This window comes from Streptomyces sp. NPDC001604 (assembly GCF_042893475.1).
GTDB lineage: Bacteria > Actinomycetota > Actinomycetes > Streptomycetales > Streptomycetaceae > Streptomyces.
Genome location: NZ_JBIAUY010000003.1, coordinates 293899 through 314001, shown reverse-complemented (window position 1 = coordinate 314001; position 20103 = coordinate 293899). Strand labels below are relative to the sequence as shown.

At 72.3% G+C, this 20103-nt stretch carries 12 protein-coding genes and 2 pseudogenes; 6 read left to right on the top strand and 8 right to left on the bottom strand.

What is annotated here, in order from left to right; all coding sequences use genetic code 11:
• Positions 1 to 63 precede the first annotated feature (63 nt).
• The gene (locus ACFY1E_RS10935) at positions 64 to 1479 is read left to right on the top strand and encodes a phytoene desaturase family protein (RefSeq protein WP_389073937.1); all 1416 of its coding nucleotides are present in this window, start codon (positions 64 to 66) and stop codon (positions 1477 to 1479) included.
• 18 nt (positions 1480 to 1497) lie between these two features.
• On the opposite strand, the pseudogene ACFY1E_RS10930 reads toward ACFY1E_RS10935, so the two are convergent.
• A pseudogene (locus ACFY1E_RS10930) lies at positions 1498 to 1756 on the bottom strand (gamma-glutamyl-gamma-aminobutyrate hydrolase family protein); the annotation flags it as partial.
• Between the two features lie 19 nt (positions 1757 to 1775).
• Here ACFY1E_RS10930 and ACFY1E_RS10925 point away from each other — a divergent pair.
• Positions 1776 to 2008, top strand: a pseudogene (locus tag ACFY1E_RS10925) (cytochrome P450); the annotation flags it as partial.
• Between the two features lie 4 nt (positions 2009 to 2012).
• On the opposite strand, the gene ACFY1E_RS10920 reads toward ACFY1E_RS10925, so the two are convergent.
• The 3 genes from ACFY1E_RS10920 to ACFY1E_RS10910 form a co-directional block, all read right to left on the bottom strand.
• Positions 2013 to 4184: a GH92 family glycosyl hydrolase gene (locus tag ACFY1E_RS10920; protein ID WP_389073934.1), complete on the bottom strand. Its 2172-nt coding sequence runs from the start codon at positions 4182 to 4184 to the stop codon at positions 2013 to 2015.
• 164 nt (positions 4185 to 4348) lie between these two features.
• Complete coding sequence (locus tag ACFY1E_RS10915) at positions 4349 to 5797, bottom strand: arabinose isomerase (protein ID WP_389073932.1); 1449 nt, start codon at positions 5795 to 5797, stop codon at positions 4349 to 4351.
• A 58-nt stretch (positions 5798 to 5855) separates the two neighbouring features.
• Entirely contained in the window at positions 5856 to 7154 is a 1299-nt protein-coding gene (locus tag ACFY1E_RS10910) for an MFS transporter (RefSeq protein WP_389073930.1), read from the bottom strand.
• Between the two features lie 250 nt (positions 7155 to 7404).
• On the opposite strand from ACFY1E_RS10910, the gene ACFY1E_RS10905 reads away from it, so the two are divergent.
• Positions 7405 to 11379, top strand: a complete 3975-nt coding sequence (locus ACFY1E_RS10905) for a glycosyl hydrolase (RefSeq protein ID WP_389073928.1) — start codon at positions 7405 to 7407, stop codon at positions 11377 to 11379.
• Here ACFY1E_RS10905 and ACFY1E_RS10900 read toward each other — a convergent pair.
• Complete coding sequence (locus tag ACFY1E_RS10900; protein ID WP_389073927.1) at positions 11362 to 12381, bottom strand: LacI family DNA-binding transcriptional regulator; 1020 nt, start codon at positions 12379 to 12381, stop codon at positions 11362 to 11364. The genes ACFY1E_RS10905 and ACFY1E_RS10900 overlap by 18 nt on opposite strands.
• Positions 12382 to 12491: 110 nt before the next feature.
• Positions 12492 to 13457, bottom strand: coding sequence for an alpha/beta fold hydrolase (locus tag ACFY1E_RS10895; protein ID WP_389073925.1), 966 nt, complete (start codon positions 13455 to 13457; stop codon positions 12492 to 12494).
• A gap of 47 nt (positions 13458 to 13504) precedes the next feature.
• On the opposite strand from ACFY1E_RS10895, the gene ACFY1E_RS10890 reads away from it, so the two are divergent.
• Positions 13505 to 15490, top strand: a complete 1986-nt coding sequence (locus tag ACFY1E_RS10890) for a BTAD domain-containing putative transcriptional regulator (RefSeq protein ID WP_389073923.1) — start codon at positions 13505 to 13507, stop codon at positions 15488 to 15490.
• Here the strand turns inward: ACFY1E_RS10890 and ACFY1E_RS10885 are convergent.
• On the bottom strand, positions 15471 to 15812 hold the full coding sequence (locus ACFY1E_RS10885) for a cupin domain-containing protein (protein WP_389073920.1): 342 nt from the start codon (positions 15810 to 15812) through the stop codon (positions 15471 to 15473). The genes ACFY1E_RS10890 and ACFY1E_RS10885 overlap by 20 nt on opposite strands.
• A 173-nt stretch (positions 15813 to 15985) precedes the next feature.
• On the opposite strand from ACFY1E_RS10885, the gene ACFY1E_RS10880 reads away from it, so the two are divergent.
• A complete protein-coding gene (locus ACFY1E_RS10880) occupies positions 15986 to 17461 on the top strand; it encodes a glutamate--cysteine ligase (protein ID WP_389073918.1) in 1476 nt (491 codons plus the stop codon).
• Positions 17462 to 17484: 23 nt separating this feature from the next.
• On the opposite strand, the gene ACFY1E_RS10875 is transcribed toward ACFY1E_RS10880, so the two are convergent.
• Positions 17485 to 18660 carry an FAD-dependent monooxygenase gene (locus tag ACFY1E_RS10875; protein WP_389073915.1) on the bottom strand — a complete coding sequence of 392 codons (1176 nt, stop codon included), beginning with the start codon at positions 18658 to 18660 and terminating at the stop codon, positions 17485 to 17487.
• A 441-nt stretch (positions 18661 to 19101) separates the two neighbouring features.
• Between ACFY1E_RS10875 and ACFY1E_RS10870 the strand changes: the two genes are divergently transcribed.
• Positions 19102 to 20061: a LysR family transcriptional regulator gene (locus ACFY1E_RS10870; protein ID WP_389073913.1), complete on the top strand. Its 960-nt coding sequence runs from the start codon at positions 19102 to 19104 to the stop codon at positions 20059 to 20061.
• The last annotated feature ends 42 nt before the right edge of the window (positions 20062 to 20103 follow it).

Genomic DNA, 20103 nt, shown 5'->3' with positions numbered 1-20103 from the left:
GCGTCCTGCGGAGCGTCAAGAGGTTTCGAACGATGTGCGACAGGTCGAACGAAAGGAGTCGGGATGAGTACGGCGACCGTCGTCGGCGCCGGGCCCAACGGTCTGGCCGCCGCCGTCGCCCTGGCCCGGGCAGGCCTGCGGGTCACGGTGCTGGAGGCGGCCGACACGATCGGCGGCGGCACCCGCTCCGGCGAGGCCATCGTGCCGGGACTGCTGCACGACTTCTGCTCGGCCATCCACCCCATGGCCGTCGGCTCGTCGTTCCTGAACTCGCTGGGCCTCGACCGGTACGGGCTGCGGTGGGCATGGCCGGAGATCGACTGCGTGCATCCGCTCGACGGCGGCACGGCCGGGGTGCTGCACCGCTCGGTGACCGCGACCGCCGCCGGTCTCGGCGCCGACGGCCGGACCTGGCGGCGGCTGTTCGAGGGCCCGTCGGCGGCGTACGACACCTTCGGCGACGACATCATGGCCCCGCTCCTGCGCCCGCCCCGGCACCCGCTCCACCTCGCCCGCTTCGGTGTTCCCGCGCTCGCCCCCGCCTCCCTGCTGGCGAAGGCGTTCAGGACCGAGGAGGCCAGGGGGCTGTGGGGCGGGGTCGCCGCGCACGCCTTCCACCCCCTGGAGCGGCCGCTGACCGCGAGCATCGGCCTGGGCATCGTCACCGCGGGCCACTGCTACGGCTGGGCGGTGGCGGAGGGAGGCTCACGCCGTATCACCGACGCGCTGGCGGCGCTGCTGCGGGAGCTCGGCGGAACGATCGAGACCGGTGTACGCGTGCGGTCGCCCGCCCAACTCCCGGACGTGGACGTGACGTTGTGGGACGTGGCCCCCACCGCGCTCGCCGACATCCTCGGTGATCTGCTGCCGCCGCGGACCGCCCGTGCCTACCGGCGCTACCGCTACGGACCGGGTGCGTTCAAGGTCGACTTCGCGGTCGAGGGCGGAGTCCCCTGGCGTGCCGAGGCTGCACGACGGGCCGGCACGGTGCACCTCGGCGGCACCTACGCGGAGATCGCGGCCGCGGAGCGGGACGTCCATGCCGGGCGGATGCCCGAGCGGCCGTTCGTCCTGGTCGGGCAGCAGTACCTGGCCGACCCGTCACGGTCGGCCGGCGACGTCCATCCCGTCTGGTCGTACGCCCACGTCCCGAACGGGTACACCGGCGACGCCACAGCGGCGATCACCGCCCAGATCGAACGGTTCGCGCCCGGCTTCCGGGACCGCATCATCGGCACCGCGGTGCGCACCACGCCCGGCTTCGCCGAATACAACCCCAACTACGTCGGCGGCAACATCATGACCGGCGCCACGGACATCCCCCAGCTCCTCCTCGGAACGCACCTCACCCTGCAGCCCTACGACACCGGGGTCCCCGGCCACTATCTGTGCTCGGCGGCCACCCCGCCCGGCGCCGGCGCCCACGGAATGTGCGGAGCCCATGCCGCGGCACGGGCCCTGCGGCGGCTGCGCGCGTGACGCGGGATCTGTGAGCCGTCAGTGCCCGTCCCTGGCCGCCCGAACCAGGGCGTCGAAGAGGCCCTGCTGCGATGTCCTCGTGGGCGGTGACCTCCGGGTGCCATTGAACGGCCGTGAACCATCCGTGGGTGTCGGGGAGTTCGAGTCCCTCCACCGTGCCGTCCGTGGCGCGCGCGGTGACCGTGAGCCCCCTGCCGGGGCGGTCCAGCTGGTGGTGGCAGCAGGACGCCTCCACTTTCTGCACGCTCGTGGCCGGCTCGAGCAGGGTGCCGGCCCGGCAGGGATCCCGTCACCCGGCGTCCCCCGTCCACCACTTCGGCCCCACCGCGACCCGGAGCGTGGAGCTGGGCGGCAAGCAGGTCAGGGAGGGCGACAAGGTCGTCATGTGGCTCGCCTCAGGCAACCGCGACGAGGAGGTCTTCGGCACCCCCTACGACTTCGACGTCACCCGGCCCGGCGACGTGCCGCGCGTACGTCCAACCTAGTCAACGGCATCAAGAAGCCGCCCGTCGAGGTGACCCTGGCCTGAGGGATCAGGACGTCATCCCGTAGTGGAGCACACCGCCCGAGGTCAGCACCCCTTCCGGAAGGAAGGGGCCGTTGACGGGGAGCCCGTTCAGCCTCAGTGACCGTACGTGGGTGTGCGTGGCCGAGGCGTCCGGGGCGAGGAGGCTGAGGGTGACCCCGTTGCCGCGGTGCACCGTGGCGGCCGGGAAGAGTGGCCCCGCCAGTGCGAGTTGGGCGCTCCCCGGGACCTGGGGATACATGCCCAGGCAGGCCCAGACCGCCCATGACGACATCTCGCCCAGGTCGTCGTTGCCGACCAGACCGTCGGGCCGGTCGGTGAAGAGAGTGGTGAGGGCCCGCCGCACGATGTCCTCCGTGCGGTCGGGGCGGCCCGCGTAGTCGTACGCCCAGGGGATGTTGAAGGACGGCTCGTTGCCGAGATAGGCGTACGGCTTGTCCGCGCCCGCGTTGAGCTGGGTGAAGAAGGTGTCGAGACGGGCGGTGGCCGCGGCGGTGCCGCCCATGGCGGTGAACAGACCGGGCAGGTCGTGCGGCACCAGCCAGGTGTACTGCGCGGCGTTGCCCTCGACGTACTCCCCGTGCTGGGTGGGGGAGAAGGACGGCCAGCTCCCGTCGGCGTTGCGGGGCTGGATGTAGCCGCTCACCGGGTTGAACAGGTTGCGCCAGTTGCCGGCGGCGCGGGTGAGGACCGCCTGGGTCTTCGTGTCGCCGAGGCGTCCGGCCAGGTGGGCCAGCGCGGCGTCGGCGATCGCGTACTCCAGCGTGGTGGCCGCGCTGCCCCAGACGCCCTTGGTGCCGGCCGGGATGTAGCCCAGGGTGTCGTACTGCTGGTGCCCCGGCCGCTGCCGGTCGTCCTGCCGGCCCGCCACGGCCGCGCGCAGCAGCCCCCGGGCGTCGAAGTCGGTGCCGCCGAAGGCGTGGATGGAGGCGGCCATGGCCGGCAGCGGGTCGCCGACCATGACGCGGGTGCCGCCGTTGGCCACCGTCCAGCGGTCGAAGTAGCCCGCCTGGCGGCCCTGTTCGAGGATCGACTGGGCGACGTCCGACGCCTCGTGCGGCGCGATCAGAGCCAGCAGCTGGCCCTGGGAACGGTAGACGTCCCAGCCGGAGAAGTCCGCGTACTGCACATGCCCCGGCCGGGTGCGGTGGACGCGGCCGTCCATTCCCCGGTAGCGGCCGTCGGTGTCGCTGAAGGCACTGGGGTGCAGCAGCGCGTGATACAGCGCCGTGTAGAACACCCGGCGCTGGGTCTCGGTGCCGCCGCGCACGGCGATCCTGCCCAGCCACTCGTTCCAGCGGTCACGGGCGGCCCTGTGCAGCTGGTCGTAGGAGCGTTTGCCCTGCTCCACGGCGACATTGCGGCGGGCGGCGGCGACGTCCACGAAGGACACACCGACCCGCGCGGTCACCGTGCGGGTCCCGGGCGCGAAGGAGACGTACGCCCCGGAGGTCTTCCCGTCCAGGGGCTCGGTGTGCGCGAAGGGCCGGTCGAAGACGACGTGGAAGTAGAGCCGGTAGCGGTTCGAGGAGTGGCAGAAGCCGCCGCTGTCGGTGTAGCCGGACAGGGTGCGCGACCCGATGCTGATCTTCCCGGTGGCCTTGTTGAAGGCCCGCCCCGCGTCCACCGTCAGCCCGGCGGGCCGCGCGTCGCCGGCCGGATAGGTGAAGCGCGCGATGCCGGAGCGCTGGGTGACGGAGATCTGCGTACGGATGCCGTTGTCGAACCGGACCCCGTAACTGCCCGGCGACGCCTCCTCGTTGGTGTGGGAGAAGGTGGCGTGGCGCGCGGCGGGATCCGGATCCGGGCGGCCGGTGAGCGGCATGAACGGCACATTGCCGTAGTCGCTGCAGCCCGCGCCGGAGATGTGGGTGAGGCTGAAGCCCCGGATCCGGTTGTCCTTGTACGCGTACCCGCCGTGCTGGCGGGTGACCGTGTCGGGGCTCCACTGGATGCCGCCCAATGCCGCCGAGGCGCCGGGGAAGGTGTTCCCGGCCCCTCCGCCGTGGCCGAAGTCGGTGCCTCCCGGAGCGGTGCCGACGAACGGGTTGACGTAGCCGGCGGGGTCGTCCGTGGCGCGCGCGGGCTCGGCCGTGGCCGGGGCGGCGGATGCCGCCGGGAGCGGCGAGGCCAGCAGCACGGCCGAGGTCAGGGCGGCCGCGACAGGGTGCAGGCGCAAGAAGCTCTCCTCGAGACGGTGGGACGTCGCGGTGGCGAACGACGACGGAATGCCCACCTTCCCGGCCTAACGGCGTGGTTGCGCGGCGCCTTGCCGGGGAACGCGCGTGGATCAGGCTCACGGCGCAATGCACCGGAGTGAACAGGGGCGCGCGGGAGGGGAGCTCACACCTCCCGGTGGTCGATGTCCAGCAGGCTCGCCGCGGCCCGGAAATCGGCGCTGTGGCTGCCGACGGCGAGGGACCAGTGGTGGCCGACGCCCGTCGCGCTCCAGGCGTCGACCCATTCGCCGGGGTCACGGCCGAAGTCGACGCGGCTGGTGGTGTTGCCGATCTCCAGCAGGGGGCCGGGCACGACGGTGCCCTCGGAGGTGATGAACGACAGGCTGCCGTCGGCGTCCTGGCCGAGGCCGAGCAGGGTGACCGGGCCGTGCCGGACGTCGAACTCCACGCTGACGCCCCAGCCGCGCTTTCCGTGGTAGACGCCGAGACCGCGCAGCAGCGGGTCACGGGCGCTGACGGCGAGATGGGCGGGCCCGTCGTGGCCCATCTCCACCACGCCGTCCTCGAAGTCGAGGGCCTGGATCTCGGTGAAGGAACCCCCGGCGCCGACGCTCTGCGAGACCAACTGGGCGACGCTGGTGCGCAGTTCGTACTCGCCGGCCGCGGGTACGCCCCGGGCGGTGAGCAGGGAGGCGCCCAGGATCATGCCCGCGCCGAGCCGTTCGTGCAGTTCACCGTCGAGGCCGCGGTGGTAGTAGGCGAGCGTGTCGAGGCCGAAGTCCTCGACCAGCCGGTCCAGTGCGACGGACACCTTCGCGCCCCACGCGAAGTCCTCCTCCGCCACGCTGTCGTCGAGGGTGAAGACCCGGCGGGCCAGCGCCATGCGCTCACGGGTCTCCGCCTCGGTCACCCGCTCCACCCGGTGCCGCAGGTCGTCGAACTCCAGTACCTCCACATGCGAGCCGAAGGTCGCGGGCAGCAGGGTCAGATCGGTCGACACGTCCAGCATCCCCGGGTACAGATGCCCCATCAGGCCGTGCCGGGCGTGCCGCAGCGCCGCGCGGACCCGGGCCGCGCGGATCCACTGCTCGATGCGCCGCCAGGCGGACTCCTGGCGCAGCCAGCCCGACACCGACCGGAAGGGGATGCCGGCCCGGCGGAAGACATTGCCGACCTCCGGCACCGAGCACTGCGCGCAGTACGCCAGCCAGGCGCCCGTGTCGAAGGTGGCGTGGTCCATCCGCTCGGACGGCTGGAGGTCGACGACCAGCACGGGGGTGTGCGAGCGCCGGGCGATCGGCAGCACCATCGACGAGGTCAGATACGTCGTCAGGAACAGCACGATCAGGTCGCAGTCGGCCCGGCGCAGCTCCTCGGCGGCGAGGGCGCCCTCCTGCGCGTCGGAGATGAACCCGACGTCCGTCACTTCCGCGTCCAGCTGCCCGAGCCGCTCGGCCATGTACCCGGCCGACTCCTTCAACTGCGGCAGCAGACCGGGAAACTGGGGCCAGTAGGTGCCGAGCCCGCCGGAGACCAGGCCGACACGGGTACGGCGCCGGTGCACCGGCGGCAGCAACTCCATCAGGGACACGGGGCGTTCGGCGGTTGCCATGGCGTGGTGCAGCTCCTTCGGGGGTCACAGTCTGAATCAGGGGGTGCCCGGGCCCTCCCTACGCCCGGGCCACTCCCAGGTCCGCCGGAGCCGCGGCGGCGCCGGGGGAGCGCCGGACGAGGACACGGATGATGTACACGCCTGCCACCGCCGACAACGCCATGCAGAGGGTGATCGACCAGAGCAGCAGGGAGGCGCTGTACTCCATCAGGGCGGGCGTGACGAACGCGATGCCCGCGAAGACCCCGCGCGCCAGGGCGTAGGTGAGGCCCTGGGTGGTGCCGCGGGTGTCCGGGGGCAGGGTGAGCTGCGACCACACCTTGTAGTTGGCCTCCCCCGCGAAGGGATAGGAGATCTGGTAGAGCACGAAGAAGACCAGCATCCCGAGCAGGGCGCCGGCGGTGAGGGAGGCGATGCAGAAGGCGATGATCTGCACGACGGTGAACACGTAGAACAGCCGGTCGCGCAGGGGAGTGTCGGCGATGCGCACGAACACGAAGGTCAGCACCAGCGCGACCGGGAGGAAGGCGAGGTTGATCCCGGTGGCCAGGCTCTGCGAGGCACCGCTGACGGTGACCAGCAGATAGGTGCCGAACTGGCCGAAGGTGTTGGCCCCGATGCCCCAGGTGACGTAGTAGGCGAAGGTCGCGACCATCGGCAGCAGCGCGGCACGGTTCAGGAGGTTCTTCAGGTCGATGCCGCGCGGCGCCTCCAGTGCGGCCGCCTCTTGCGCCAGCTCTGCGTCCGAGGGTTCGTCGGCCAGCTTCAGCCGGGCGCGGAGCTGCCAGGTGAGGAACGCGGCGACGGCCAGATGGCCGGTGATGATCCGCGCCCCGGTCATGCCCGTGTGCGACAGCAGATAGCTCAGGAAGATGACGACGACGATGCCCGCCGTCCACATGACCTGGGTGAAGGACACCAGACGCGCCCGGCCGTCGGCGGGCGCCGCGTCCGAGACAACCGCCAGGGAGGTCGGCAGGTCGGCACCGGCCGCAAGGCCCGCCACGAGCACGCCGACGAAGAGCACGATGTCGTTCGGCGCCAGGGTGATGACGACCGCGCCGAGCGTGAAGCAGAAGATGTCCCAGTTGTAGACGCGGCGGCGCCCGAACATGTCGGCGAGCCGCCCGCCGACCAGGGAGCCGACCGCGATGCAGCCGGTGACGATCGCGCTGATCGCGCCCGCCATCCACACGCCCATGTCGTAACTGTCGCGGTAGATGGCCAGGTTGACGGCGATGCTGACGATGAGGGCGGCGTCGAGGTAGGAGGCCATGCCCGACAGGGCCGCCACCTTCCAGAGCCGCCAGGGGATGGGTTGTTCCGAGCGTTCGCGAGCGGTCGGGGTTCGGACCATGATGCGACTCCGTCGTCTGGGGATGGGCCGAGCGGAGAGGGACGGCGCGGCTCTGAGGCCGAGTGGTGCAGTGAATATAGGGTCGGAAAAACGTTCCAACAACCCCTCATGCGCCCATTTGCAGGAAGCCGTGTCGGCATGCTTCCCGCACCCGGGATCCGGTGCGAACATTCCAGGTTGTCGGTGACCAGACCATGTAAAACGTTTTGATACGCGAGGGTGCCCAGCCGTACTCGGAAGGACCGTGTCCGTGATCTCCTCCGCGCTGCAGCAGCTGTTCGACGACCCGCCAAGGGACTTCGGCCCCACTCCGTTGTGGTGGTGGTCGGGTGCGAAAGTCACCCGCGAGCGCCTCGCCTGGCAGCTGCGCAGGTTCGCCGAGGGCGGCGTCCACAACCTCGTCGTGATCAACCTGGCGCCGGCCGGCCCGAGCTTCGGCGCCCGCGCGGACGATCCGCCGTGGTTCGGCGAGGAGTGGTGGGCACGCTTCACCGAGGCCTGCGAGATCGCCCGGGACCTGGGCATGCGCCTGTGGTTCTACGACCAGATCGGGTTCTCGGGTGCCAATGTGCAGGGCGAAGTGACCCGCTCGCAGCCTGAGGCGGCCGGCCTCGCCCTGCGCTGCCGCACGGCGACAGTCTCCGACGGCGCCGTCCCGCTGGGGAGTTCGGAGACGCTGCTGGGCGCGTACTCCCCGGAGGGCCGGCGCCTTCCTGTCACCGGCACCGCGATCGCGGCCGCCGACGGCAGCGAGGTGCAACTCGTCACCGCCGTCCCCACCGCCTTCGACTACCTGGACCCCGGCGCCGTCCGCCTGCTCCTGGACGCCGTGCACCACGAGTACGACCGTCGCGTCCCCGAGTACCTGGGCAATGTCGTCGCCGGAAGCTTCCAGGACGAACTGCCCGGCACCAACGCCTGGAGCCGCCGCTTTCCCGCGGAGTTCCTCGCCCGTCGCGGCTACGACCTCCTCGACCACCTCCCGGCCCTCTTCCACGACACCCCCGACGCCGCTCGGGCCGCGAAGGTCCGCGCCGACTACTACGCGGTCCGCGCCGAACTCACCGAAGAGGCCCTGTTCAAACCCCTCGCCGCCTGGCACGACGAACGCGGCATGCTCCTCGGCTGCGACCAGAGCCACCCCGCCCGCTCAGGCTTCCCGGCCCAGTCCACACAGATCTACTCGGACTACTTCCGCACCCACCGCTGGTACGGCGCCGCGGGCAGCGACCACCACGGCGACGCCAAGGTCCACTCCTCCATGGCGCACCTCTACGGCCACGAGCGGGTCTGGATCGAGGCGTTCCACTCCTCCGGCTGGGGCGGCACCCTCGAGGACACCTACGACTGGCTCCTGCCGTTCCTGCGCAGCGGCGCCAACCTGTACAACCCGCACGCCAGTTACTTCGGCACCGCGGGCGGCTGGTTCGAGTGGGCACCACCCTCCACCGACTGGCGCCAGCCCTACTGGCCGCAGTACCCGGCCTTCTCCCGGGCCGTCGCCCGGCTCTGCTCGATCCTGTCCTGGGGCACCTACAGCGCCGACGTGGCCGTCCTGCACCCCACTACCACCATGCAGTCGCTCATCCCGCTGGACGCCCCCGTCAAACACTTCGGCGACGGCCGCCTCGGCGACGGCCACGCCGAGGTCGACGAGACCCAGCGCCACTACCTCGACCTGTGCGGCACCAACAACTGGCTGCGGCCCCACATCGGCGCCCTGGACCGGCACGGCGTCTCCTACGACGTCATCGACGACGCCTCGCTGCAGCGGGCCAGGCCCGCCGACGGCGCCCTACGGGTCGGAGACCTGGCGTACACCGCGGTGCTGCTGCCCTCGGCGAGCGTCCTGGAGCAGGCCACGGCACGACGGCTGACCGAACTCCTCGACGCCGGGGGACGGGTGGTGGCCGTGGGCCGCCCGCCGACCGCTGCGGCAGGCCTGGCCGGCGACGACGCCGTCGTAGCGGCGCTGTGCGCACATCCCGGGCTGGAGCGGGCGAGTGACGCCGAGGCGGGCGCCGCGGCCGTGGCGGACACCACCGGCTATGCCACCAGCGACGTGCCGCTGCTCGTGCGGCGGCGGGGAGAGGAAGCGGTCGCCCTCGTGACCGGGGCCTTCCCCGACGCCCGCGCGCATCCGCCCGAGGGCAACCACGACATCGACCCCGCCCGCTACGCCCCCACCAGGTCCCTCACCGTGCGCGCCCCGGTTGCAGCGGCCGAGGTCTGGAACCCGGCGAACGGCGCCCGACGCCCCGCGCGCGTCACCGTCACCGACGGCGTCTCGACCATCGAGGTGCCGCTGGAAGGCGCACCCGCCGCCCTCGTCGTATGGCGGGAAGGCACCCCGGTGTCCCCGAGCCCCGCTCCACCGCCCGAGCCGGCCCGGACCATCGACCTGTCCAGCGGCTGGGAGGGCCGCCTGGCGCCCACCATGGACAACACGTGGGGCGACCTCGCGCTGCCCGCCGGGTCGTCCGTCGAGGAACCGCAGATCTGGACCATGCGGTGGACCGAGAGCGACGCCCCCGACGCACCCTGGGAGCAGACGCGGGCGACGTACGGCAACCGGGCACGCGTGCTGCCACCGGTGCCCGCCGCGAAGGCCCCCGACCCGCTCGACCAGGCCTCCGTCGCACGGGTTCTGGAAGGAGAGCAGCCCCTTGTGCCCTGGGACGAGAGCTGGAGCGTGGCGCTCTTCTCGTCGAGCCGCGGAATCCCGGACCCGGACGGGCTGCTGGGCAACAAGGGGCTGGTGACCGAGGAGTTCGTGCGGGTCCCGGTGCCGGGCCTCGGAACCGTCGCCCGGGTCCGGTCGATCGTCGAGACCGACCACCGCGGACCCGCCGATCTGCACGTCGGGGCGGCAGCGGCCAAGCGGGTGTGGTGGAACGGCGAGAGGCTGCCCACGGGCCGCGGATACCTGGCGTCCGCCCGGGTGGAGGTCGACCGGCCGCGCAACGTCCTGGAGTACGAACTGTCCGACGCCGAGGACCGCCCCTCGATGATCTCGGCCACGGCCCAAGCCCCGTTGGGCAGTTACTTCAGTCTGTCTCTTCCGGACGGGTTCGCTGCGCGTCCGCAGTTCATGTGTCTGCCGGACGGCGTACGGCCGGACGGCGTACGGCCGGACGGCGGCGTCACCTACCGGGGCCGTCTGCGACTCTCCGACGGCGGAGAGCGAGCGGTGCTCGTGGTGGGCGCCGCGGCGGGAGTCACCGTGCTGCTCGACGGCGCGGTCGTGGCGCGGCAGGAGAAGGTCGAGTACTACGAGTCCGACTGGGGCGCCGTGCCGATGTTCTTCCGCCACGAACTGACCCTCTCCGCCGGCGATCACGTGCTCGACGTCGTGGCCGACAGCGTCCGTGCACGGGATGCCGTGTTCGTCGACCTCGTAGCCGGAGAAGGGGTGACCGCGCTGGTCAGCGGGGCCGGCTGGGAGGCCGAGACCGGCCGGTGGCGCGGGCGTACCGTTGAACACGAGGGCAGGTGGGGGGAGTTGCAGCACTGCCACGCCGCCGTACGACCGCACCCCTTGCCGGACACCGAGTGGCTGACCGGCGGACCGGTGCTCGGCACCGCGGTCCTGCCGCTGCGCTGCACCGACGAAGTCCGCCCCCGCGCACAGCGTTTCCGCTTCACCGTGCCTCCGGGCACCGTGTCGCTCAGGCTGCCACTGGCCCTGCCCGCACGGGTGAGCACTGCGGACGGAGCGGAACGGCCACTCGAAGGACAGGTACTGTCGCTGCCCCAACCCGTGTGCGAAGCAACGGAGTTCGAGGTCGTCACCGAGCCGACCGCCGTGCTGCGAGGCGGCTCCGCCTGGTGCGGGCCGGTGCGCGTGCGTACCGTGGCGGCGCCCCTGCCCCTCGGGGACTGGCAGTCGCTGGGTCTTGGCGGCTGGAGCGGCGGTGTGACGTACTCGCGCGAGGTGGAGGTGCCCGCCGGGCCGGACCCGGTGCTCGACCTGGGGCGGGTGCGGGGGAGCGTCGCGGTTCTTCTCGACGGGGAGCCGGTCGGCGAGGCGTTCTGCGCGCCGTACCGCTTCGAGCTGCGCGGTGCCGCCGGGCGTACCGTGCGGATCGACGTCACCGTCCACAACACCCTGGCCCCGTATCTCGCCGAGGCCACCCCCACCGCCTGGGCCTTCCCCTCCCAGTTGACGTCCGGGCTGCTGGGGCCGGTGACGCTCCGGATCCCGGGGTCAGCCGCGGGTGAGTGACCGGGTGGAGTCCCGCAGGACCAGTCCGGGCGCGAACACCCTTGTCTCATGGGCGTGTTCGGAGCGGGCCTCCACCTCGTCCAGGAGCATCTCCACGGCGGCCCGGCCGAGATCCTCGACGGGCTGCCGGACGGTCGTCAGGGTCGTCCCCACGAAGCTCGCGATGTCGAGGTCGCCGTAACCGACCACCTGTACGTCCTCGGGGACCTTCATACCCCGCTCGGCGAGGCCCCGGCACAGTCCGGCGGCGAGGAAGTCGTTGGTGCAGAACACCCCGTCGGGCAGTTCGCCGAGTGCCTGGGCGATCTCCGTGCCGTAGGCCACCGTCATCTCCTCGGCGACCACCTGGCCGAGCCGTGCCTCGCGCCGGGTGCGCACGGCCTGCCGGGCGCCCTGGTAGCGGTCGGCACACTGCCGTATGGACCGTTCGCCGTTCACGACGAGGATGTCGCGCGCCCCGCACTCCAGGAGGTGCTGTACGGCGATACGGCCGCCGGCGATGTCGTCGACGGAGACGGAACAGCCGTCCTGCGCGGGCATCGCACGGTCCGCAAGGACCAGGGGAATGCCCCGCTCGCGCAGTCGTGTGAGCCGGGTGGGGTCGGCGCTGAGCGGGACGACCACGGCGCCGACGGCGCGCTGTTCGACGAGCATGGTGAAGTAGCCCTGCTCGCGCTCCGGGGCGTCCCCGCTGTGGCAGAGGACGAGGGAGTAGCCGTGGTCGTAGGCGGCATCGGCGGCGCCCCGTGCGATGCGGGCGTAGAAGGAGTTGGTCACGTCGGGCAGGACCAGGCCGATCGAGGACGTGTGGCCGGTGCGCAGTCCGGCGGCGCCCGGATGGGGCACGTAGTCGAGCGCCGCGACCGCGTCGCGGACCCGCTCGGCGGTGGCCGCGTTGACGCGCTCCGGGCGGTTCAGCACGTTCGACACCGTCGACACCGACACTCCGGCGGCGGCCGCGACGTCCTGGATCCGGGCGGGGCGAACCGGGATGGCGTCCACCCCCCTCGCTGTGACAGCCGTGCGACCAGGCACGACGTGGTCCTCATGGGCGACGCAAGTCTACCCCGCCGGCCGGCTGAAACGTTTTTCGCATGGGCGAGGCGCCGAGTTCAGCGGGCGAGCAGTTCTCTGAGCTCCTCCGTGACCTGATCGGGGGCCTCCTCCGCCATGAAGTGACCGCAGTCCACGGTGCGGTGGGTCAGCCGCCGCGCCCAGGCCGACCACAGGGCACGGGCGTCGAAACCGAGCGCGGCGCCCCAGTCCTGCTGGAGCACGGTGACCGGCATGTCCAGCACCCGGCCCGCGTCCCTGTCGGCCTGGTCGTGTACGAGGTCGATGCCGGCCGAGGCACGGTAGTCGGCCACGATCGAGGGCACCGCGGCTCGGCACGCGGCGAGGTAGGCGGCGCGGACGGGGGCGGGGACGGCCTTCGGGTTCCGGGCCCACAGGTCGAGGAAGTGGCCGAAGAAGTCGTCCGGGGCGGCGGCGATCATCCGCTCGGGCAGCCCCGGCGGCTGGGCCATCAGATAGAGGTGGAAGCCCACGGCGGCACCGGTGCCGTGCATCACCTGCCACATGTCCAGTGTGGGCAGCACGTCCAGACAGGCCAGATGGGTGACGGCGGCCGGGTGGTCGAGCGCGGTGCGGAACGCGACCAGGGCTCCGCGGTCATGGCCGGCCAGCGCGAATCGCTCGTGGCCGAGTGAACGGGCCAGGGCGACGGTGTCGGCGGCCATGACGCGCTTCGCATAGGTGGCCCCGTCGGTGTCGGCGGGCTTGTCGCTGGCGCCGTAGCCTCGCAGGTCGGGGCAGATGACGGTGTGGTCGGCCGCGAGATCCGCGGCTACGTGCCGCCACATCAGGTGTGTCTGCGGGAAGCCGTGCAGCAGCACGACCGGGCTGCCCGAGCCGCCGACGGCGGTGTGGAGGGCCACGCCGTCGGCGACCTGGATGCGGTGCTGCTCGAAGCCGGGAATCGTGGGGAGGGCGCGTGTCACGGTGTGCTGCTTTCGTCGGTGCGGAGGACGACCGCCGGCAGGCGGACACGAGTGAGCCTCCCGCGCGCGAATCAGCATCCGGTCAGCACGTACTGTGGCGGCCGAGGCGGCCGCGGGAGGTGGGGATGGAGCGGATCACCTTCGGTGTGCTCGGGCCGGTGGTGGCCTGGGACGGCGCCGGCGGCGTACTGGCGTTGAAGGGCCCGCGGCACCGGGCGGTGCTGGCCCGGCTCATCACGGCCCGCCGGCGTGTGGTTCCGGTCGCCCGCCTCGTGACAGACCTGTGGGACGACCCCGGGCCGGGCGCCGTCGGGGCCGTGCAGACCTTCGTCGCGGCACTGCGCCGGGTCCTGGAGCCGGACCGCCCGGCGCGCGCACCGGCCCGGCTGCTGGTGACGGAGGGGCCCGGGTACGCGCTGCGGGCGGCGCCGGGGAGCGTGGACGCCTGGCGGTTCGAGGAAGCCGTCGTGGGCGCGGCACAGCTGCCGCCCGCTCAGGCACTCCAACAGCTCGAAGAGGCACTGGAGTTGTGGCGCGGGCCCGCCTACGCCGGGTTCGCCGACGAGGACTGGGCCCGCGGTGAGTGTGCCCGTCTGACCGAGCTGCGGCTACGGGCGGTCGAACAACGCGCCCAGGCCCGGCTGGACCTGGGGCGCGCCCCCGAGACGGTGCCCGACCTCGACGCCCATGTGGCCGGACATCCCTGGCGCGAGGACGGCTGGCGCCTGCTGGCCCTCGCGCTGTACCGCGCGGGCCGCCAGGCGGACGCGCTGGACGCACTGCGCCGGGCGCGGGCCATGCTGGCCGGGCAGCTGGGCGTGGACCCGGGACCCGAACTGCGCCGTCTGGAGAGGGACATCCTCACGCAGGACCCACGCCTCGACCTCCCGGCCGGCCCGTCGAGCGCGGCCGGCCGGCTGTGGAGCCGGGTGGCCACGGACTTCGACCGTACGGTCGCGGCGGGCGCCCGGGCCCGGCTGGAGTCGACCGTCGGCCTGGTCCGCAATCTCGCGGTCACCGGAGGCGGTGGGCTGCGGGCCGCCGGGGAACACCGCCTCGCGGCCGTCGCAGCGGCCGAGGAGTCGGGCGACCCGGAGCTGACCGCCCGGGTGATCGGTGCCTACGACGTCCCCGCGATCTGGACCCGCAGCGACGACCCCGAGCAGGCGGGGCGGATCGTCGCGGCCGCCGAGCGCACCCTGGCCGCACTGCCCGACGACGGCGCGCACGAGGCCGCGCGCTGCCGGCTGCTGGCCACCATCGCCCTGGAGATGCGCGGCACTCGCTCCCCGCGCGGACCACGGGCCGCACACGAAGCGGAGGAGCTCGCCCGCGGGCTTGACGATCCCACGCTGCTGGCGTTCGCTCTCAACGGGGCGTTCATGCAGTCCTGCACCCGGGCGGGGCTCGCGGCGCGGCGGGACGCGATCGGCGCGGAGCTGGTCGAACTGGCCGCGCGGCACGGCCTGGAGAACTTCGAGGTCCTCGGCCGCCTGATCCGGATGCAGGCGCGCAGCGCGCTCGGTGACTTCCCGGCGGCGGACGCGCACGCCGCGGCGGCGGACCGGCTCGCCGAGCGGCACGAACGGCCGCTGGTCGGCGTCTTCACGCAGTGGTACGGCGCGCTGCGGCCGGCCGCCGCCGGACGTACGCGCGAGGCCGAGGCCGTCTACGAGGTGGCCGCGGCAGGGCTGCCGGCTGCCGGCATGCCCGGCGTGGAGAGCGGCCTGCTGCCCCTCACGCGGCTGTCGCTGCGCCTGGCCGGTGCCGGAACCGGCTTCCGCCAGGCCGCCGAGCACATCGACCCGGACGCCGACTGGGGTCCGTACCGGCCCTGGATCGAGCCCTACATCCGACTGCGCGAGGGCGACCGTACGGCCGCCCTGGCCAGTCTGCACGCAGCGCCGGAACCGCCCGCGGACCTCCTGTACGAGGCGCTGTGCTGCGTGCAGGCAGCGGTCGCCCTCGACCTGGGAGACCGGACGACGCTGACCCGCCTGCACACGTCTCTTTCCCCGGCCGCGGGCGAACTCGCCGGGGCGGGCAGCGGTCTGCTCACCTTCGGCCCGGTGGCCCGCTGGCTCGCCGCCCTCAGGCAGGCTCTCGCCTGACGAGCATCAGCACGCCTTCCGCGCTCACCCATGGGCCGTGCTCCGTTCCCGGATGCCGGTACGCGTACATCCCGGCGGTGAACGTCTCGCCGAGGCGCAGGTCGGTGAACGAGCCTTCGACGAGGTACACCTCCTCGAAGTAGTCGTGCCGGACGCCGCCCTGGGCGCTGGTGTCCGTCCCCGGTTCGTAGCGTTGCAGCACGGTGGCGTCCCCGGTCTGCGGATCCTCGGCCAGCACCTGCTCCCATACACCGTCGGCGGCCCCGGGCGGGCGCAGCCAGGGCGCGCCGGGGCGGTGGAACTCGGACTGCGGTCTGCTCATCGGCGATGCTCCTCACGGTGTGGACCGAGTTCAGCAAGGATGCGGCGGCACCTTCACCCTCTGTCGTATCACCGAGCACTTGTGGTGATCGGCACGTCGCCGACTGTGCCGGACCGGTTCGAGGTGGGACGCTGGGACGAGAGGTATCCGTCGAGGGGACTCGGGAGGGCCCCATGGGACGTGACGTACCTGCCCTGGTGTTCACACGCGAGGACCGTCGCCGGTACCGGGACAAGATGCACCTCTGTCTCGACGTGCTGGCGCAGATGCTGCGCGAGTCGGGCTTCGAGAGCGAGCGCCCTCAGGTCGGGCTGGAGATCGAGCTCAACCTGGTGGACGGCGAGGGGCGGCCCGCGATGCGGAACACCGAGGTGCTCCAGGCGATCGCCGACCCCGCCTGGTCGAGCGAGCTCGGCCGCTTCAACCTGGAGATCAACATTCCGCCCCGGCAGCTGACGGCCGGCGGCCCGGGCGCCTGGGAGCAGGCCATCCGCGATGCCCTCAACCACGCCGAGGAACGCGCCTCCGCCGTGGGCGCACACATGATCATGGTCGGGATCCTGCCGACCCTGGGGGAGTCGGACGTGGGCGAGTCCGCCCTGTCCGGCGATCCGCGGTACAAGCTGCTCAACGAGCAGATCTTCGCGGCCCGCGGCGAGGACCTGCGGATCCGGGTGGACGGTGTGGAGCGTCTGTCGATGTACGCCGACGCCATCACCCCGGAGGCCGCCTGCACCAGCACCCAGTTCCATCTGCAGGTCGCCCCGAAGGAGTTCGCGCCCTACTGGAACGCGGCCCAGGCCGTCGCGGGCGTACAGGTCGCCCTGGCCGCCAACTCGCCCTTCCTCTTCGGCCGGGAGCTGTGGCGCGAGACCCGCATCCCCCTGTTCGAGCAGGCCACCGACACCCGACCGCAGGAGATCAAGGCCCAGGGCGTACGGCCGCGGGTGTGGTTCGGCGAGCGCTGGATCACCAGCGTCTTCGACCTCTTCGAGGAGAACGTCCGCTACTTCCCGGCCCTGCTGCCGCTGTGCGACGAGGAGGACCCGCAGGCGACGCTCGACGCCGGAGGCGTCCCGCAGCTGGGCGAACTGACCCTGCACAACGGCACGATCTACCGCTGGAACCGCCCCGTGTACGCCGTCACCGAAAGCGGCCCGCACCTGCGCATCGAGAACCGCGTCCTGCCGGCGGGCCCGACCGTGGCCGACATCATCGCCAACGGCGCCCTCTACTACGGCCTGACCCGTGCCCTGGTCGACGAGGACCGGCCGGTGTGGACACGGATGTCCTTCGCGGTGGCCGAGGAGAACCTGCACGCGGCCGCCCGCGACGGCATCGACGCCCGCCTGTACTGGCCCGGCGTGGGCGAAGTCCCGGTCACGGAACTGGTGTTGCGGCGCCTGCTGCCGCTGGCCCACCGGGGCCTCGACCTGGCCGGCATGGACGCGACCTGGCGCGAACCCCTGCTCGGCATCATCGAGCAGCGCTGCGTCACGGCCCGCAACGGCGCCCTGTGGCAGGCGGAGACGGTCCACCACCTGGAGAAGACCGGCACCGACCGTCAGGAGGCGCTGCGCCGGATGACCACCACATACATGGACTACATGCACCTGAACGCGCCCGCGCACACCTGGCCCGTGGACTGACACGGTGGACGTTCCTCGTCCCGTCAGGAGTGCTCGTCGACGACGTCGACCCCCCACTCGGTCGCGACGGGCATGAAGCGGTGCTCGGCCGCGTACGCCGCCATGCGGGCGTTGCGCGCCTCGGCCTCGGGGCCGTCCGGCAGGTGGAACTCGTCGCCGGTCCGCGCGGAACGGGCCTGCATGCTCGTGGCGGCCGCCAGGCGCCTGCGCACATACCGGTCGAGGGCGTCGGGTACGTCGGTGGGCCCCGCCTCCGTGAGGCAGTCGCCGAGCACGGCCGCGTCCAGGACCGCCTGTGCCGCGCCCTGGGCCTGGAACGGCACCATCGCGTGGGCGCTGTCGCCGAGCAGGGTCACCCGCCCGCTGTGCCAGCGGGGGAGCGGGGTGCGCGTGTAGATGCTCCAGCGGAAGACCTGCCCCGCGCGTTCCAGGACGCTGCGCACCCGGAAGTCCCAGCCCTCGAACGCGCGCAACTGTTCTCCCGGCGCGGCCTGCGCGGTCCACGACTCCTGGGCGGCGGTCTCCGTCCCGAACACGGCGACCACGTTGAGGAGTTCACCCCGGCGCACCCGGTAGTGGACGAAATGCCGCCCCGGTCCCAGCCACACCCCGGTGTCGGGCAGGCCGAGACCGGCCACCTCGCCGACCGGGAGCAGCGCCCGGTAGGCGGCGGTCCTGGAGAACACCGCCTCGTCCGCGCCGAAGAGCCACTGGCGGGCCGCGGACCGGATCCCGTCCGCGGCCACGACCAGGTCCGCACCCAGGCGTTCACCGCTCGCCGTCGTCACATACGCGGTCCGGTCGTCCTGGTCGATGCCCACGACCAGGGTGTTCAGCCGCACCCACCCCTTCGGCACGGCGGCGGCCAGCGCATCGCGCAGATCAGCCCGGTGCACCTGCAGATACGGCGCCCCGAACTCGTCCTCGACCTCGCGGCCCAGGGCGTAGCTGCAGATCTCGGCCCCGTCGGACCAGGTGCGGAAGCTGATGGCGGCAGGGCGGGCGGACTGCGCGGCGACCACGTCGAGCAGCCCCAGTCGGCGCAACTCGCGCGTGGCGTTGGGAGCGAGCTGGATCCCGGCGCCGACCTCGCTGAACTGCGGTGTCTGTTCCAGGAGCGTGACCTCGTGACCGGCGCGGCGCAGACTCAGCGTCGCCGCGAGTCCCCCGATGCCCGCCCCCACGACGATCGCTCTCATGGCACGACCTCACTTCGACGAACGCGCGGTCCCTGCACCGGTCAAGTGTCAACCCCTCGGCCCCGCACGGCACTTACGCGAACCGGTCACCTGCGTCAGCACACCGGTTCGGCCGTGACTTCGACCCCCTCATAAGGTAATGTGAAGGCAAAGAAAGTTTCGGTGCATGGCAAAGGAGGCGACGGTGTTCGATCTTCGGACAGAGGCGGAGATGAGGCTGCACTCGGAAAAGACGGCCAGGGAACTCGCCCTGAGGAAGCAGCGTGAGGAGACCCCGACGGCTCCTGGCGCCGGCGAGGAGAGTGCGAGCGCTGAAACGCAGCCGCCGCCGACCTGGCGTGCCAGTCGGTTCCCTCTGGCGGAGGGTGGCTGACCTGCGTCTTGTGTGTGGGGTGGCGTGATGGAACGCTTCCTGTCCACGGCGGCAGGGGAGCGTATTCGATGGATCTGGAGCTACGGCATCTGCGCGTCCTGTGTGCGATCGCGGATGCCGGGAGCGTGGGTCGTGCCGCCTCGGACCTCGGCTACTCGCAACCCGCCATGAGTACCCAACTCCGGCGGATCGAGCGCCACTTCGGGCAGTCGCTGTTCGAGCGCGGGGCGACAGGAGTCAGGCCGACACGGTACGGCGTCGAGGTCGTCGCCCAGGCCCGCGACGTCCTCGCCCGCGCCGCGGCGATCGGGTGCCGTCCGGCCGCCGGTGCCACGAGCAGCCGTAGCACCCTGCGCGTCGCGGCGACCAACTCGCCGGTGCTGTCCGGCATGGTCTCGCGGGTCCGGGCCCGGCTGCCGGACGTCACACTCGCGGTCAGCAGCGTGTACGCCTCCTCGCGGATCGTCGAACTCCTGGAGGGCGGCGAGGTGGACGCGGCCGTCGCCGCGGACTACCCCGGGATGGAACTGAAGCATGCGGACACGGTGACCCACCGGGGGATCGTCACCGAGCCCACCTTCGTGGCGCTGCCCACCCGCCATCGCCTCGGACACCGCGCCCAGGTCTCGCTCGCCGATCTGGCCGAGGACGCCTGGTTCCTGACACCGGACGACGGAGCAGGCTGGCCGGGCGTCTTCTACACGGCCTGCGCCGCGGCCGGTTTCTCACCGGTCGCCGTACATGAGTTCCTCGGTGACCAGCTGCAGTTGCAGCGCATGATCGCCGACGGCCTCGGGGTCTCCGTCGTGCAGGCGACGCTGCGGCCGATCCCGGACGTGGTGATCAGGCCGCTGATCGGTACGCCGCTGTGGTGCCGCTATGTGCTGGCCTGGCGGCGTGACGCGGTTGCGGAGGATGTGGTGGAGGAGCTGTTCCATTCAGCCGACTCTGCATACCGCGAACTTGCCGGGCGGTCACCGCACTTGAGGGCGTGGGCCGCGCGGACTTGGCGGGGAAGCGGGGCGTAGACGGAGCAGGGGGCGGGGCGGCCGGGTGTTATGGCCGGGCGC

What these genes read in the sequence shown, in the direction of transcription:
- ACFY1E_RS10915 (WP_389073932.1), bottom strand. Translation starts at nt 5,797, where the DNA reads ATGGCAACCGCCGAACGCCCCGTGTCCCTGATGGAGTTGCTGCCGCCG.
- ACFY1E_RS10870 (WP_389073913.1), top strand. Translation starts at nt 19,102, where the DNA reads ATGGATCTGGAGCTACGGCATCTGCGCGTCCTGTGTGCGATCGCGGAT.
- ACFY1E_RS10885 (WP_389073920.1), bottom strand. Translation starts at nt 15,812, where the DNA reads ATGAGCAGACCGCAGTCCGAGTTCCACCGCCCCGGCGCGCCCTGGCTG.
- ACFY1E_RS10880 (WP_389073918.1), top strand. Translation starts at nt 15,986, where the DNA reads ATGGGACGTGACGTACCTGCCCTGGTGTTCACACGCGAGGACCGTCGC.
- ACFY1E_RS10890 (WP_389073923.1), top strand. Translation starts at nt 13,505, where the DNA reads ATGGAGCGGATCACCTTCGGTGTGCTCGGGCCGGTGGTGGCCTGGGAC.
- ACFY1E_RS10895 (WP_389073925.1), bottom strand. Translation starts at nt 13,457, where the DNA reads ATGCTGATTCGCGCGCGGGAGGCTCACTCGTGTCCGCCTGCCGGCGGT.
- ACFY1E_RS10875 (WP_389073915.1), bottom strand. Translation starts at nt 18,660, where the DNA reads ATGAGAGCGATCGTCGTGGGGGCGGGCATCGGGGGACTCGCGGCGACG.
- ACFY1E_RS10910 (WP_389073930.1), bottom strand. Translation starts at nt 7,154, where the DNA reads ATGGTCCGAACCCCGACCGCTCGCGAACGCTCGGAACAACCCATCCCC.
- ACFY1E_RS10935 (WP_389073937.1), top strand. Translation starts at nt 64, where the DNA reads ATGAGTACGGCGACCGTCGTCGGCGCCGGGCCCAACGGTCTGGCCGCC.